Origin of the sequence: Streptomyces sp. NPDC051738 (assembly GCF_044453205.1) — a bacterium.
Classification (GTDB): domain Bacteria; phylum Actinomycetota; class Actinomycetes; order Streptomycetales; family Streptomycetaceae; genus Streptomyces.
Map to the genome: position 1 here is coordinate 1 of NZ_JBITCM010000046.1, position 13,997 is coordinate 13,997.

The following is a 13,997-nucleotide window of genomic DNA, read 5'->3' on the forward strand; positions in this document are numbered from 1 at the left end:
GATCACCACACCAACGACGAGGGGCTTCGCCACGTCACCACCACGCTGACCAACCTGTTTCACTCCTCAGACCCCAGGATGAAAGAGGTTCAGTGGTGCACGAAGACGAATATGAGCCGCCCGATCCTGTCCGCCATGGCCTTCGACGGCAGCAAGCCGATCGTTGAGGCCCGGCATGCTGCCCGCAATTTCATGACCGAGGTGCAGGCCGTTCAAGGGATCCCGGTGTCGGACCGTGCGATGGGCATGGTCGAGCTGGTGGTCAGCGAGCTGGTCACCAACGGGATCCTGTCCGCAGGGGTGGCTCCGCCCTTGGCGCCTACGACGCCGTACGCGAGGATCATCTACGACAAGCGGGACAACGCCAACGCCCAGGAAGACTGGAAAGCCAAGACTATTTACCACGTGGCCGGTACTCCAGCGACCATGGTCCCCGGGATCGGCGACGCCGCACAGCGAATGCTCGACGCCTGGACCTACGACATCTCAAATCAGGAAAAGGGCTACAACAACGACGCGGCGGCCGCCGAGGGCGCCGACCGCAGCCTCAAATCACAGCTAGTGATGCAGTTCCTCGTGGACGAGTGGGCCAACGGGCGAGGCAAACCGGGTATGGACGATCCCTCCGTCAACGACCTTCAATTCGAGATGCGCAATGACCACACCACCGGCGAGAAGCTGGCCAAAGACGCGATCGGCCGATGAACCACAACACGCCACCCCAGACGGCACGCCCACGCCGCCCACGTTTCCTCGCTGCGGCAGCGGCCGCCCTTGTCCTGCTCGGCGGCGGAGCGGTCGGCTACACCCTCGTCGCGCGGGAGGACAATCAGCACTGTGACAGCCTGCAGTCCGAAACCGACCTCCAGAGCTCCCTCGGCGGCGCGTACTGACGGGACTTGGACTGCGCCGCCCTCGGCACCGCGATACGGGACGCCGCGACCGGCTCACCTCCCGGAGTGCGTACGCTCGCCCAGGCCCGTGCCATGCAGGCTACCCTCGCCGCGGTCGGCGCGGACATCGACCGAGGCCAGGAGCCCTCCATCGCCCCCGAACTACGCGCGCCACTCGCGGCGGCTCTGGCGGATTACACCCAGGACACCTACGAGATACTCAGCGGCGTCAACGGCGAGTACACGCACCGAGAAGACAGCGCCCCGTGGCGGGACGGCAAGACCATCCGCATGTCGGTCTACCCCGACGACCTCATCAACGTACTGCGCGCGGTGTCCCAGGACCCCGCTGCGTACGCCGACCTGCGAGCCGCGCATATCCGCGAATGCTCGACACGCCTCGCTGTGGTCCCCACCCAGGCCACCGGCCCCGTCTACACCGGCCCGGCGCGTGGCTGCGCCGGCGGCCTTGGCTACTACGACGGCATCGCTGACGACATTCCCACGTCGCAGGCCGAACAATGGCGCTCGGACGTACTGCGGCGTCTCAAGAACACCGCGAGCAGCCCTCGGTCGTACGAAATGAACCGAGCACAGTACGTCGCGGGCAGTTGGCAACAGGCGGTCGCAGAACGGGTCAACGCGAAACAGACCCTGTTCCTCACGAACGACAGCTCGCGGATCGTCGAGAGCTGGGCCACCGCACGGGGTGAAGCCATCGACTCCAAGAAGGTGAACGACCTACAGGCGACGGTTGCGAGTAACTCCAGCTCCGTGGACACCGAGGAAGCCCTGCGGTGCACCAGACACCCTACGGAGTGCGGGTAAGGTCCTACGCGCGATCGAGGCGGACACATGCCCGCCGAGGGGCGGTCTTCCGTCGCGCCGTGCCGCTCTGCTGTTCTCCGTCCCGTGGGCATGGAAACAACTGTCGGACTGCGGCAAAGTGATCTTCCATGTCGTCTCTCCCGCGCCAGATACCGCCCCGCAGCGGACACATGATCGTCTGCGGTGATGACGGGCTAGCCTACCGGCTGTCCGACGAACTGCGCGAGGTCTACCGCGAGCACGTCACGCTCGTGGTCCCCAGCCGAGGCGGCGTCGCGGCGGGTACCTCGTCGGCCGGTCGGGACCGGGCGGCGGCGCTCTTCGGCCGGGTGTCCACGGTGATGACCAGGGTTGCGGGCACCGCACCGGATGCCGCCGATGACGAACAGGTGCTGGAGGCATCGGAGGTCATCGACGAGGTGCTGGCCGGGGCCGGGGTGGCACGGGCCACCGCGCTCGCGCTGGTGTATGAGGACGACGAGGTGAACATCCGCACGGCCCTGATCGCCCGGCGCCTCAACCCACAGGTGCGGCTGGTGATCCGGCTGTACAACCGCAAGCTCGGCCAGCAGCTGGAAGAACTCCTGGACCAGGCCGCCATCGTCGCCACACCAGGGCTGGACCCGGCGGCTCTGGACGCCTCCACCACTGTCATGTCCGACGCGGACACCGCCGCCCCGGCACTGGCCGCCACTGCCGTTGCGGGTACCAGCAAGGTCGTTCAGGCGGATGGACTGCTGCTGCGGGCGGTGGAGCGTACTCCGCCACGCCGCGGTGAGGTCGTCGACCCCGGTCTGTGCACCCTTGCCCTGCTGTCGGCGACCGCCAACGATCCTGCGGGGGCGGAGGGTTCGGACAGCAGTGGCGCCGAGGCCCCCCAACTCCTGCCGGACGAGTACGCGGTGACCGCGGCCACCGGCCACGGAGCGGTGGTGCTGGAAGCTGTCTCGTACAGCGGGCCGGTACTGCCCACCGGCAGGCTGGCCGGCCGGGGAGCCCCGCTCTCCCAGTTGTTCTCGCGTCGGCTGCGCTGGTCACTGGCCGGCCTGCTCGCCTGCGTCCTCGGCCTCGCCGTCGCCGCCTGGCTGACCACCGACGACGACCTCGTGCACGCCACCTATCTCACCCTGCTCGACCTGTTCGCCATCGACGACCCGGCGATCGGCGAGCCGCTGAGCCGTCAGATCATCCAACTCCTCTCCGGGCTGGCAGGGTTGTTACTGCTCCCGGTGATGACCGCTGCCGTGCTGGAGGGCCTGGGCACCTTCCGCAGCGCCTCCGCCCTGCGCCGCCCGCCGCGTGGCCTGTCCGGGCATGTCGTCCTGCTCGGCCTCGGCAAGATCGGAACCCGTGTGCTGGCTCGGCTGAAAGAACTCGACATCCCCGTCGTCTGCGTGGAGTCGGACCCCGAGGCACGCGGTATCCCGCTGGCCCGTCGCCTGCGCATTCCCACCGTGATCGGTGACGTCACCGAGGAGGGCGTCCTGGAGTCCGCCAAGATCCACCGCGCGCATGCCCTGCTCGCCCTGACCAGCTCCGACACCACCAACCTCGAAGCCGCCCTGTATGCCCGCTCCGTCAAGCCCGACCTGCGTGTCGCGCTGCGCCTGTACGACGACGACTTCGCCACCGCCGTCTACCGCACCCTGCGCGCCGCCCACCCGCACGCCCTCACCCGCAGCCGCAGCGTCTCCAGCCTCGCGGCCCCAGCCTTCGCCGGCGCGATGATGGGCCGCCAGATCCTCGGAGCCATACCCGTCGAACGCAAGGTGCTCCTCTTCGCCGCCCTCGTCGTCGCAGGGCATCCGCAACTGGAGGGCCGTACGGTCGCCGAAGCCTTCCGCCCCGGGGCCTGGCGCGTCCTGGCCCTGGACGCCGCCGCCCCCGCCGACCGCCGTCCCGATCTCGCGGCGGCCCATCCTGCCGATGGCGACGACCGGCCTCCCGGGCTCGTCTGGGAGCTACACCCCGGGTACGTTCTACAGTCCGAGGACCGGGTCGTGCTGGCCGCCACCCGCCAGGGACTCGCTGAACTCCTCGGCCGCCACCCCCGACCGGCCGACCCCGCCACACCGTAGACCTGTTTCTGTGGCACCACCCTCGACCGGTTTGGTCAACCGGCTTTCTTCCCCCATCGCGTGTCGATCCGCTCCCACTCCGCAGCCCACTGCTTCAAACGCCGTCGGCTCAAGTACAGGCGTGTCACCCAGACAGCGCCCAGCGCGATGCCGCTCGCACCCGCTCCGGCCAGCACCCCTCCAGAGACCGCATGGAACCGCGCATCCCCGGCGGTCAGAGGCTCGGCAGTGAGGCGACCGTCCTCGTCGATCCATACCGTGACCCGGTTCCCGGCCGGACTCAAGGCCGAGACTCTGGCCTCGTCGGTGCGTGTCGAACCGTCCGGCGCGGTCCAGCGGACCGTCGCCCACACTCGAGGATCGCCCACTGCCCTGGTGCGCACCCTGTCCTCCGAGTCTTCGACGAGGACGGCCGAGACCTCGCGGCGCTCCGCCCGCTGCCGGTCGGTGGACCGCCCGATCGCGTCCGCCGCCGTCAGCCCTGCGAGCAGGCCACCTACCAGGGCCAGCAACCACCCAGCGAGCACGACCCAGGCTTCGACGACATCGCTGCGCCGCCGGAGCGGATTTCGCCGCCACCGCCACAAACGCACCCTGGCACACCGTGCCGCAGCCATCGGCCGACACCCCCTCGTGAGCACCGGCAGCTCTCTTCCAGTGTGCATCCGGGCGAGGCGCAGGACGCCAACCGATCAGGGCTCGCCACCAGCCCGTGCCCGGACGATAGGACGCCAAGTGAGCCACGAACCCTTCGGCCCCCCGTGCGGCGCACCAGGACGGTGCACGACACCAGGACCATCCCCAGTGCCCCCGCCACTCATCCTGCGCGCGCAGCCGGAGCGGGCGCACCGCCGTTTCCGGGCAGTGCTCACTGCGGCCCGACTACCGGTTGCTTTCAAGGATCGGGCAACGCCCTGGCTGCCGACCGCGGTGCCAGGCGCCGGGGTCGCCTGGCAGTGGCTGGGACGGACCGACCGTGCTGAGCGCAGCCGTCATCAGCAGGCGTCCAGCAGGCGGCGCCAGGTCCGCCGGAACCAGCCCATGAGATGGGAACACAACGGGCCACCTTGGGGCAGGGACACCGTGGTTTCCCGTGTCATCGCCAAGAAGAACGCCCGCCCCGCGCTGCTCTGCAGCGTGGTGCTCCACCGGTAGCCCGGGCGGTGGGCGACCAGGGAACACACGAGTTCCTGCCCCAGCCCTTGGCGCTGCCACGTGTCGCAGATCCAGATGTCCAGGATGCGCCCTGTCCGGCACGTTTGGCAGGTCCTGAAACGAAGTCGCCCGATGACGCGGTTGCATGGGTCGAGCAGGACGAGTTCGGTCGGACCGCTCGGACCTGCAGTGGCGCCGTAGCTCAGCCGTAGCGGTTCATAGTTAGGGCCGCCGATGTTCCAGAACCACCTCATCGTGGGTAGCCCTCCCGCTGTCTCCGCCCGCTGCGCAGGCTTGGCCAGGCTCCGGCGCCATGCTCCCAATGCCTCCCGGCCACGTCTCCCGGCTCCCTCAGCGGCCTGTCCTGAGGGCGGCGCCGTGGCCTGAGACGGCGTGACAGTGCTGCGCCAGCGGAGCGGGCAAAGAGGCATGCCATGCACGTGCGTCATCTGCGACTTCGGGCCGCACTCCTTCCGGTTGAGGACCAGTCAGTGTCGGCGGGCGTTCACGCACGTACATCCGCGGGAGCGTCCTTGGACGGTGCGTCGCTGTCCTCGCGTCCGGCCGGGATTCCGGCGAGGTCGTCGACGTGGAACATGCGGGCGATCGGTACGTCGGTGGAGCTGTGCGCGATGATCGAGAAGGCGATGCACACGGCGATGAGCGTGAACGCCTCCTCGCCCTGCGGGATCCCGGCCTGCAGCACCAGCAGCCCGTACACCACCGATGCGAAGCCCTTGGGCCCGAACCAGGCTGCGACGAGCTTCTCCTGGCGGGTGAAGCGGGTGCCGAGCAGGGAGAGCAGCAGCGAGGCCGGGCGGATCAACACGATGGCCAGGACGACGGCGACGTACCCGCCGAAGGACAGGTCACCGAACAGCTGCGGCGTCAGCAGCGCGCCGAACACCAGCAGCGCCGCGAACTTGGCCAGCTCCGCCAGCGCCTCACCGAGCGGCTCGAACGCCTCCTTGGCCTCGATGGACCGGGCGGTGAGCACGGCACCCGCGGAGAACGCGGCGAGGTAGGGATTGGCGTGGGTGAGGTGGCACGTCGAGTAGAGGATCACGCCGATCGCCAGCGGCAGCAGAGGCTGGAGCTTGGGCTCGGCGCCCAGCAGCCGGAACCGTACGAGGCCGATCACCGCGATCGGCAGCACGACACCGAAGACCAGGCCCAGGACCAGCTCCAGCGCGATCTTCCCCAGGGAAGCCTCCGCGTGCCCGGAGGTCGGGCCGGCCGCGGCGATCAGGATGAGGACGACCGGCAGGGCGAGCCCGTCGTTGATGCCGCTCTCCACGTTCAGCAACTGCCGCAACTTCGCCGGTACTTCCTTGCGCCCCACGATCGCCGAGGCGAACACCGGGTCGGTCGGCGCGAGCACGGCGCCGACCAGGAAGGACGTCGTCCAGTCCAGGCCCACCAGGTAGTGCGTGATCAGCGCCATGCCGACGAACGCGAGCGGCATGCCGAGCCCGAGCGCGCGTGCCGGGTTGCGCCAGTTGGCGCGCAGCTTGGGGAAGGAGACGTGCATGCCGTCGGTGAACAGCACCGCGAACAGCGCCAGATCGGCCGTGACGGACACGATCTCGCTGTCCGGCGTGATGTGGATCAGCCCGAGGAAACCGTCACTGACGATTGCCCCGCCGACCAGGAAGAGGAACGAGGTGGACAGGACGGTCCGGGCGGCAAGCCCCGACAGCAGCACCGCGACAAGCAGCGCCACCCCGAAGACCACGATGAGCACCATGACCAGAACCCCCGATCAGCGAAGAGACTTATCCTCAAATCGCCGACCAGGCTTCCCGGCACACCGGTGGGAACCCTACACGTTCTTTACGCGGCGCTGACAGGTTCTTGGCATGCACTCTGTCATCCCCGACATTGCCGGAATCAGGCATCGTGCGCGGTGGGCAACGTGCTCTACCGGGCCCCCGCGCCCCCGTCCGTCAGAGCGCGGGTCAGTCCCATCTGCCACAGAACTGCCTGTGCCCTTTCGTTGGCGTGTGTGATGACCAGCCGCACACCGCGTGCCCGGGCAGCCCGAAGAGCTGTGAAGAACGCTCCGCAACCGTCTGGGCTCAGGTTTTTCACGTCCGTCAGGTCCACCTCCAGGACATCCGGACCTCTGTCGATCACCTGCACAAGGCGCCGACCCGTCGCGTCGGCGTTACGGAGCCCGAGATCGCCGTGCAGCCGGACCACCTCATGCCCAGGTGGGGGTTGAGGCCGGGACCGCCGATGATGACGGAAACGGAAAAGGTGCATCAGAGCCCCCAGGGCAGCCGGACATGTCCGCCGACCAGGCTTCCCGGCACACCTACGTATCAGCGTATCGATGTAACGACACGAGTGCCTGCCGCGCGCCTTCATCCGCTGCTGGTCGCAGGTGGTCACGCCGGGCACTCTTAATCGGCCCCTCGTTACCTCCCTGGATTGCCGGAGCCAGGCAGCGAACCTCTGCCCCGCCAGGCCCCGCCCCCGGGCCATGCGTTAAAAAGGCGTCAATAGCGCATTCATTCGGGGGACCTATATGACGGGGCAGGACGTGTCCAAGGAGTACGCGGAGTACCTGGACGGGTATGCCGGCCTTCTCGCGGATGCCTCCGCGACGGGTCGCCGACTGACGCGGGAGGAACTGGAATCGCGCCGCAGCCTGGGTGAGCAGGCCGCGGAGGCCGGTCTCGGGTTGCGTGCCCTGGTCGCTGCCCACATGGCCGCCACCCGGGCGAACTGGCCGACCGGGAACGGCGTTTCCGTGGACGGCGTGCTCGGCGCCGCGGCCCAGGCCATGGACGCTTTCGCCGAGGGCTACGAGCGGGCACAGCGGCACGCCGTACGCCAGGAGGAAGCCGCCCGCCGGGAGTTCATCGACGACCTGCTCTACGGCCGCAGCGACCTTGGACGGCTGGCCCAGCGCGCGGAGCGCTACGGGCTGCGCCTGTCGTACGAGCACGCGGTCGCCGTGGCACGCGGCAAGACCGCCTACGACGAGGGAGACCCAGTTCTGCGTGAGGTGGAGCATGCGTTGATCGGCCGGTTCGGCGACCGGAGCATCCTGCTCACCACGAAGGACGGGCGGCTCGTGTGCATCGCCCCGGGCGACCAGGACGAGGTCCTCGCATACTTCGCCAAACAGGCGTTCGCCGCCACCGGCGGAGGACAGGTGGCGATCGGCCGCCCGCAGCCCGGCGCGGCCGGCGTCGTCCACTCGTACGAGGAGGCTCTGAACGCCCTCGACCTGGCCGAACGCCTGGAACTCGACGAGCCCGTGCTGCGCGCCGCCGACCTCCTCGTCTACCCCGTCCTCACCCGCGACCGGCAGGCCATGGCTGACCTGGTGCAGAGCGCCCTCGGCCCGCTGCGTCAGGCCCGCGGCGGTGCCCAGCCGCTCCTGGACACCCTCACCGCGTACTTCGATTCCGGCTGCGTGTCCGCGGAGGCGGCCCGGCGGCTGTCGCTGAGTGTGCGGGCCTTCACCTATCGCCTGGAGCGCATCCACAAGCTCACCGGCGCCGATCCGTCGGACCCGGTGCACCGCTACACGCTGCAGACCGCGGTGATCGGGGCCCGGTTGCTGGACTGGCCGGCGAAATCCTTCTGAGAGGCGCACTGACGCACCGGTGATCCAGGGCAAGGCCGGGTGGGACGTTTTCGACGACGGCTGGTACGTCGGTCTGGGCGGGCTCCAGGGCAACAGAACTATCCGCTGCTGGCCCATGTCGAGCTGGCTGACCTCAGTGCGTCACTCAGCACGGGCGGACTCTCCGGCCGTCTGCCGTGCATTCACTCGGTCAGCCGCACGAGCTGTTGGCGCGCTGGTGTCGGGAGGCTGGCGGGGTGAGGCGTGTCAGGGCTTGTTCGTGGGTCGGCCCATGAGGAAGGCGACGATTGTGCCGACCAGCACTGCCCACGCCAATGCCGCCGCCCCGGTCTGTGGCCAGCCCATCACGGCGACGGCCGTGGCCGCCACCACCCCGGCGGCCACGGCGCGGCCCCTGGTCGCGAACGCCCACTGCTCCCGAGCGCTGCCCGGTCGGCGTAGCTCACCGATCGCGGTCCTGATCACCAGCGCGGCGACCACGATGACCACCGGCAGCAGAGACCCGGCGCCGTTCACGGGGCGCCGATGAAGTGCTGCGTGAGGCGGGCGGCGGTGACCGTACCGAGCAGCGAGACCTGGGTGCCGTCGCGTTCGATGACGGCGACCAGGGGGCTATGGGTCCGGGCCATCAGTGCCGCGACCTCCATCGGACGCGCATCCGGCCCCACCACGGGCGGGGGATACAGATGACGCGGTGCCCACTCGGCGATGGTGAGACCGGTCAGACGTTCCGCGAGCTCGGCGTCGTTTCGTTCGTCGACGACACCGGCCAGCAGCGGGTCCTCGGCAATATAGGCGGGGAGGAGCTGCCGGATGAGCTGCGAGCCGGGCACGATGGCGTAGGGCTGCCCGTCGGAGTCGAGGACGAGCAGGGCCGGCAGCGACTGTTCCGCCAGCATGCGCGCCGCGTCGAGGGCGTCGTCGTCCGTGGTCACGAAGGGGTAGGGCTCGGCGAGATCCCGTGCGCGCATGAGCGTCCTCCTCAGCCGTCGCCCGTGGCGCTGCCGCGTCCCGGGCTTATCCGCTGGTAGATGTCGGGGATGCCGTCGGCGTCCTCGTCCCGCGTCTCTTCCTCCCACAGGCGGCGGTAGATCCCGTTGCGGCGCTTGATCAGCAGCGCCGCAAGGGCTGCGGCGATCAGGGAGCCGAGGAGCACGGCGGCCTTGATGTGCTCGGCATCGGTCGGGTCGGGGAAGGCGAGTTCGCCGATCAGCAGGGCTACGGTGAAGCCGATCCCGGCGAGTACCGCCAGGGCGAACACATCGGCCCAGGCCAGGTCGGGGTTGAGGCGGGCCCGGGTGAAGCGCGCGGCGAGGTAGGTGCCGGCGAATATGCCCAGGGTTTTGCCGGCGACCAGGCCCAGCACCACCCCCAACGGCTCCGGCTGGGTGAACACCTCACCCAGCGACGCTGCCGAGACTCCGACGCCTGCGGCAAAGAGCGCGAAGAGCGGTACGGCCACTCCTGCTGAGACCGGGTGCAGCAGATGGGAGGTCCGCTCGGCAGGGGAGGCGTCCTCGCCCTTGTCGCGGGTGGTGCGCAGGATCAGGCCCATCGCCACCCCGGCAACGGTGGCGTGGACGCCACCGTTGTACATCAGCGCCCAGATGGCGATGCCGAGCGGTACGTACCACCACCAGCCGTGCACGCGGCAGCGCTGGAGTATGTAGAAGACGACCAGCCCGGCGACGGCTCCGCCCAGGGCAAGGAAGTTCAGATCACTGGTGAAGAAGATCGCGATGATGAGGATCGCGCCGAGGTCGTCGACGACGGCGAGGGTGAGCAGGAAGGCGCGGAGGGCGGAGGGAAGGTGGGTGCTGAGCACGGCCAGGACCGCGAGGGCGAAGGCGATGTCGGTGGCCATCGGGACCGCCCAGCCCTCCAGGCTGCCGCCACCGACGGTAGCGGTGGCGGCGTATACGGCAGCAGGCACCACCATGCCGCACAGCGCGGCGACAACCGGCAGCGCGGCCGTGGCGGGCGTACGCAGCGAGCCCACGACCAGCTCGCGTTTCAGCTCAATACCTGCGACCAGGAAGAAGATGGCCAGCAGTCCGTCGGCGGTCCAGTGCTCCACCGACAGGTCGAGGCCGAGTGCGGGTATGCCGAAGTGGAAGTCTCGGATCGCCTCGTAGGCGCCGCTCCACGGGGTGTTCGCCCACACCAGCGCCACCACGGCCGCCGCCAGCAGGACCAGCCCGCCGACCGTCTCCGTCCGCAGGGCCTGGGCCACTGCCGTCCGCTCCGGCCACGGCAGAAGACCGAGGAAGGTGGAACGCTCGCGCGGGGCAGCAGCCATCAGAAAAGGCCTCCGGGGCATCGGCATGAGGGCATACGCCCCTTCGACGCCGACCAGACTTCCCGGCACACCCCGCGTGCGGCGCCCGCTCCGGGCGGGCCGCTAACGCGTTCCTAACACCCTAACCGCCTGCACGTGATCACACCAGATGGTCTTTCACCTGCCGCAATGCACAACGAGCGGGCCCGTACACACCAAGGCGCGAGGTGTGCACGGACCCGCTCAGGAGCCGGGCCGCGGGGGCGGTCAGACGGTGGTCTTCACCGACTCCTTGTCTTCGTCTCCGTCGCTGATCTCACCGGCGTTGCGGGCACGGACGAACTCCAGGAAGGAGTTGAGTTCGCGCTTGACGACCGGGGCGAGGAGGTACAGGCCGATGATGTTGAATACCGACAGCAGGAAGAGCGCGGAGTCGCCGAGGCTGATCAGCGAGTCGAGGGACATCAGGGCACCCAGGACCACGAACAGGCTCCAGACGACCTTGAAGACGGTCTCGCTGGCCTTGCTCTTGCCGAACAGGTACGACCAAGCCTTGAGGCCGTAGTAGCCCCAGGTCAGGATCGTGGAGAAGGCGAACAGCAGCACCGCGACGGTGAGGATGTAGGGGAACCAGGGCAGGACCGTCTCGAAGGCGTCCGACGTGATGGTGACACCGCCGATGTCCTTGCCCTCGCGGGCCTCGCCCCAGCTGGCCGGGTTGGCGATGACGATCGTCAGCGCGGTCATGGTGCAGATGACGACCGTGTCGATGAACGGCTCCAGCAAGGCGACCAGACCCTCGCTCGCGGGGTGCTTGGTCTTGACCGCGGAGTGGGCGATCGGGGCGGAGCCGAGACCGGCCTCGTTGGAGAACGCGGCCCGCTGGAAACCGATGATCAGGGCACCGATCACACCGCCCACGACGCCGTCGGCCTCGAAGGCGCCCTGCAGGATGGTCTGGAAGGCGTCCGGCACGTGGGTGACGTTGACCAGGATGACGACCAGGCAGGCCACGATGTAGATACCGGCCATCGCGGGCACCAGCCGGCTGGTGACCGAGGCGATGGAGCGGATGCCGCCGAGCAGCACCAGACCGACCAGCGCGGAGACGACCAGGCCGAAGAGGACGGCACCGGCGGAGGAGGCCAGGAAGCCGTCCTCGCCGCCGAAGGTCGAGGAGATCTGCGCGTAGCTCTGGTTGGTCTGGAACAGGTTGCCGCCGAACAGGCCGAAGAAGAGGACCATGATCGAGGCGAGGACGGCGAGCACCTTGCCGAGCTTGGCGCCGTTGCTGCCGAAGCGCTCCTTGAGGCCCTTGGGCAGGTAATGCATCGGACCGCCGGAGACGGTGCCGTCGGCGTGCACCTCGCGGTACTTCACACCGAGGGTGACCTCGACGAACTTGGTGGCCATGCCGAGCAGGCCGCACAGGATCATCCAGAACGTGGCGCCGGGGCCGCCCCAGGAGACGGCGACGGCGACACCGGCGATGTTGCCGAGGCCGACCGTGCCGGAGACGGCGGCGGTCAGCGCCTGGAAGTGGTTGACCTCGCCAGGCGACCCCTTCTCGTCGTACTTCCCGCGCACCACGTCGACGGCCAGTCTGAACTTGCGGACCTGCACGAATCCGAACCAGCCGGTGAAGACCAGACCGGCGACGACGAGCCAGGCGACGATGAGAGGAAGGTCCGTTCCGCCGACCGGAACGGTGTAGAAGACAACTTCCCCGAGCCGCTCGGCTATGGGCTCGAAAAACTCGCTGACAGCTTTGTCGACGGAGTCGGTCATGGAGTCGAGTGACACAGTGGCTACCTCGATGGTGCAGAGGCCGGCGCCTGATTGCGCCAGCTGATGTGCAGTCTTGAGCGAGCGCCGTCGGCGGCTCTGGGGCGGGGCGGCACAGCCCGCAGACTCGCGATTACCGGCTGTCACCGGTGCGTGCCGACACTCCGTGCAGGCCTGGGTGGGCTGGACAGGGCTTGCGCTGTTCTACCACGGCCTTTACTGAATCTTTAGTGATGCAGATCACGTCACGGCTAGTAAGTGCGGAAAGCGCCAGGGCCTGTGACTGGACCGTTATTCAACTGCGCTGCCACCTCAAGCCTTCACAGACACAGCGAGGTGATCGGATCCGGGAGCGGGACCAGGGCGGTGAATTCGCCCGCCGACACGAGCGAATCGCGGCCCACAGCCAGTGCGGGTTGTACGGCAATAAGCTCGGGGCGTGTCGGTCCCCTCACTGCCAGATGGAACACCGCGCCTGCGTCCCTGCCCGGGGCGAAGGGATCACCTGGGCAGCATCCTTGCCAACATGCGGAACCCTCGTGCGCTTGGGGGCCTTCCGGTTGCCCACTCCGATCGTCGCGCTGATGGACCTCGTCCGCAGCACCCTCAGCCCGCTGGAGCAAGCCCGCGGCGGAGCCCAGCCCCTCCTCGACACGCTGACCACCTACTTCGACACCGGCTGCGTGGCCGCCGAAACCGCCCGCCGACTGTCACTGAGCGTGCGGGCACTGACCTACCGCCTGGAACGCGTCCACACTCTGACCGGCACCAACCCCACCGACCCCGCACACCGCTACACCCTGCAGACCGCGGTCATCGGTGCCCGCCTGCTCGACTGGCCGACCAGACCCCTGTGATCCACAGATCCCCAAGGCCACCGTCTGACCGACGGAGGCATCGCCAGCACAGTCGGCAAGGGGTGTGCCGGAAATCCCCCTCGGCAATTCACGAGATCTGACGTAAGCGCCGACCTGGCGAGTCCCGTGTTTGCCCACGCCTTGGAGGATTCCGCGTAGGCGCTTGCCCTGCGCGACTCGGAACTGGAGCGGCCGGGTGAGAAGCACCGTCGGCGCCCAGGTGCCGGCCGGTAGTGGGTGTCGGGTGCCGGCGGAAAATGGCCATCGTCACCGCTCCCGTCCTGGACGGTGTCACCTACCGCAGGCGCGCACCGCGGCTGACGTGCTGGGACCGTGCAGTCTCCTGACGTACCCGGCGCCCGCTGGTCCGGCACCGCCGGCGCGGCCTTCGGCTGCCCGTATGCCTGCCGGTCAGGGCGAACCCCTCAACGATCAAGAACCACGGCTGTCGTATCAGTTCTGCCCGGCGTTACGGGCAGGTAGCTTGGTGGAGAAGGCCCCTGTGAGGAGGGCGGTTTGATG

At 68.8% G+C, this 13,997-nt stretch carries 11 protein-coding genes and 2 pseudogenes; 6 read left to right on the plus strand and 7 right to left on the minus strand.

Annotated elements, in window-relative coordinates; all coding sequences use genetic code 11:
* The 4 genes and pseudogenes from ACIA8X_RS46600 to ACIA8X_RS46615 form a co-directional block, all read left to right on the plus strand.
* Positions 1–705 (plus strand): annotated as a pseudogene (locus ACIA8X_RS46600) (hypothetical protein); the annotation flags it as partial.
* Positions 702–893: a hypothetical protein gene (locus ACIA8X_RS46605; protein WP_399460783.1), complete on the plus strand. Its 192-nt coding sequence runs from the start codon at positions 702–704 to the stop codon at positions 891–893. The pseudogene ACIA8X_RS46600 and the gene ACIA8X_RS46605, both read left to right, overlap by 4 nt.
* 6 nt (positions 894–899) lie before the next feature.
* Positions 900–1,721, plus strand: a complete 822-nt coding sequence (locus tag ACIA8X_RS46610) for a hypothetical protein (protein ID WP_399460784.1) — start codon at positions 900–902, stop codon at positions 1,719–1,721.
* 128 nt (positions 1,722–1,849) lie between these two features.
* Positions 1,850–3,799: an NAD-binding protein gene (locus tag ACIA8X_RS46615; RefSeq protein ID WP_393443867.1), complete on the plus strand. Its 1,950-nt coding sequence runs from the start codon at positions 1,850–1,852 to the stop codon at positions 3,797–3,799.
* A 35-nt stretch (positions 3,800–3,834) separates the two neighbouring features.
* Here the strand turns inward: ACIA8X_RS46615 and ACIA8X_RS46620 are convergent, their stop codons facing one another.
* The 3 genes from ACIA8X_RS46620 to ACIA8X_RS46630 form a co-directional block, all read right to left on the minus strand.
* Positions 3,835–4,416 (minus strand): hypothetical protein, encoded by a 582-nt coding sequence (locus tag ACIA8X_RS46620; RefSeq protein WP_399460785.1) that lies wholly within the window; start codon positions 4,414–4,416, stop codon positions 3,835–3,837.
* A gap of 1,043 nt (positions 4,417–5,459) precedes the next feature.
* Positions 5,460–6,701 (minus strand): cation:proton antiporter, encoded by a 1,242-nt coding sequence (locus tag ACIA8X_RS46625; RefSeq protein WP_399460786.1) that lies wholly within the window; start codon positions 6,699–6,701, stop codon positions 5,460–5,462.
* Between the two features lie 173 nt (positions 6,702–6,874).
* Complete coding sequence (locus ACIA8X_RS46630; protein ID WP_399460787.1) at positions 6,875–7,441, minus strand: STAS domain-containing protein; 567 nt, start codon at positions 7,439–7,441, stop codon at positions 6,875–6,877.
* Between the two features lie 43 nt (positions 7,442–7,484).
* Between ACIA8X_RS46630 and ACIA8X_RS46635 the strand changes: the two genes are divergently transcribed.
* Positions 7,485–8,555, plus strand: a complete 1,071-nt coding sequence (locus ACIA8X_RS46635) for a PucR family transcriptional regulator (RefSeq protein ID WP_393443858.1) — start codon at positions 7,485–7,487, stop codon at positions 8,553–8,555.
* Positions 8,556–8,801: 246 nt separating this feature from the next.
* Here ACIA8X_RS46635 and ACIA8X_RS46640 read toward each other — a convergent pair whose 3' ends face one another.
* From ACIA8X_RS46640 to ACIA8X_RS46655, 4 genes are all read right to left on the minus strand, one after another.
* Entirely contained in the window at positions 8,802–9,071 is a 270-nt protein-coding gene (locus ACIA8X_RS46640) for a hypothetical protein (protein ID WP_393443856.1), read from the minus strand.
* Entirely contained in the window at positions 9,068–9,526 is a 459-nt protein-coding gene (locus ACIA8X_RS46645) for a CBS domain-containing protein (RefSeq protein ID WP_393443853.1), read from the minus strand. The genes ACIA8X_RS46640 and ACIA8X_RS46645 overlap by 4 nt, the downstream gene beginning before the upstream one ends.
* Before the next feature lie 11 nt (positions 9,527–9,537).
* Entirely contained in the window at positions 9,538–10,854 is a 1,317-nt protein-coding gene (nhaA, locus tag ACIA8X_RS46650) for a Na+/H+ antiporter NhaA (RefSeq protein WP_399460788.1), read from the minus strand.
* Positions 10,855–11,100: 246 nt separating this feature from the next.
* Entirely contained in the window at positions 11,101–12,636 is a 1,536-nt protein-coding gene (locus ACIA8X_RS46655) for an alanine/glycine:cation symporter family protein (protein ID WP_393443848.1), read from the minus strand.
* A 560-nt stretch (positions 12,637–13,196) separates the two neighbouring features.
* Between ACIA8X_RS46655 and ACIA8X_RS46660 the strand changes: the two are divergent.
* Positions 13,197–13,475, plus strand: a pseudogene (locus ACIA8X_RS46660) (PucR family transcriptional regulator); the annotation flags it as partial.
* Positions 13,476–13,997 lie beyond the last annotated feature (522 nt).